The organism is Sphingomonas sp. T1 (assembly GCF_902506585.1).
Lineage (GTDB): Bacteria > Pseudomonadota > Alphaproteobacteria > Sphingomonadales > Sphingomonadaceae > Sphingomonas > Sphingomonas aerolata.
The window spans coordinates 1-1,741 of record NZ_LR733903.1; the positions used below are offsets into that span (position 1 = coordinate 1).

The following is a 1,741-nucleotide window of genomic DNA, read 5'->3' on the forward strand; positions in this document are numbered from 1 at the left end:
CTGTTGCCGCTAGTTAGAGAAGACACACTCTTCGCCAATTAGAAATGACACCCGTTGGTAGCAGCGGGGGCAGCGTGTAGCCATCCCAACAGCGCAGCGGTGCCCCCGCTGATGCGATACCCCCGCGGCTTCTGCGACCTTGGACCCGCTGCGCTAGCAGCGGGCTCGATCACACCAGTTTTTGCGCGAGGTGGAAGCCGTCAACTTGAAACGGAACTCGGCGCGTATTCGGTAAATCCCCGGGCGAAAAGTTCCTCATCGGACAGACGAGGACCGCGCTTCAGCTTCGGTTTACATAAAGTCCGGCCATCGACCTTGGCAGCTGTACTGGTAGTCGTTGCTGCGAACATACTGAACGACTGAGAACTGCGCGACGGCTCGCTGTTGTTGCGCTTGCGGTGATGCGGCGTCGTCTGCTGGATCATCCGCGCCATTTCTAGCGCCGCATCGAGATGCTTATTGTCTACGATTGCGGCTTGGTTCACTTGCCGCATCTTGTCAAATACGCGGTAGGGAAGGGCGTTGCCCTCATGTCGTATTTCGATACGGCCGTCGGGATACTCGCAGATCTGCACTCGCTTGCGCGCCAGTGCTGCGCTTACCCGGTTAGGTTCGAGAATGAACATCGCCTTGTTATAATGGAGCGTCAGGGACGCCGTGACGGTACGTTCCTCGCGCCAGACCATCTCCGCCTCAATGTTCTCATGCGGCGCCAGTGGCCGATGCAGATCACGCGGGTCAAATGCGGGCTTGGCAAACCGATGATTATGCCGAGCCATGTAGGAGGGGAGGAAGGCGTTGGCCTGTTCGATGGAAGAGATACCTTCGAGCCGCATTGCCTTGACCAGTCTGTCCTGCAACGTCGCATTGGCCCGCTCGACGCGACCTTTGGCCTGGGGCGAGTTCGCACAAATGATCTCGACGTTGAGCGCGTGCAGGGCACGACCAAGATGGGTCATTCCGTCGCCGTCAGCTGTGGCATTGTTATTTCGGAAGGCGCTGTGCTTGTCCGAATACAAAGCGACCGGCTTGCCGTGCCGCTCGATATAGGTCCGGGTGGCCCGCATGTACGAGAACGTGCTTTCGCTTTCGACCATCTCCAGGTGCATGAGTTCACTGGTCGCATCGTCGATATAGACGAGCAGCGTACATTGCGGACCTCGGTCCTCAAACCACCAGTGCTTGGAACCGTCGACCTGTACTAGCTCCCCGCGGCAGTCCCGGCGGTATCGCGGCTGATATGGACGAGGGCGACGTGCCTCACGGTCCTGCCACAGACCAGCTGCTATCATCATCTGTCGAAGGGTTTCCGATGCCAGGCGAATGCCGTGGCGCTCATCCAGATATTCTCGCGCCAGTGTCGGCCCGAAGCCAGCATAATGCTCGCGCATCAGTACGATAACTTGGTCTCGAAAGGCGTCGCTATAGCGCCGATTACTTGGCCGTCCGCGCTTTCGCGATACCAGGCCCTCGGCACCAACGGCGCGCATGCGGTCAAGCAGCCTGAATACCTGGCGTCGGCCCAGTCCGAGAACCATAGCAGCATCATCAATCCGCAAGTCGCCGCGCTCGACTCTTTGCAACGTGTCGTACCGCGAGAGTTCGCCTTGGCTCATCGAAACCACCGTCATCTGCGCACACCCTCGTGAACGTGGGCGGCATGACACCGAAGATCCGCCCGGTATGGAACCGTGACATTTCTATCTAGCGGACGGGTGACATTTCTATCTGGCGCTTACAA

The 1,741-nt window shown here is 58.8% G+C and carries 1 protein-coding gene; it reads right to left on the reverse strand.

Annotated elements, in window-relative coordinates:
• Window positions 1-200: 200 nt before the first annotated feature.
• A complete protein-coding gene (locus tag GV027_RS20040; protein WP_151990784.1) occupies window positions 201-1,631 on the reverse strand; it encodes an ISNCY family transposase in 1,431 nt (476 codons plus the stop codon).
• Between the last annotated feature and the right edge of the window lie 110 nt (window positions 1,632-1,741).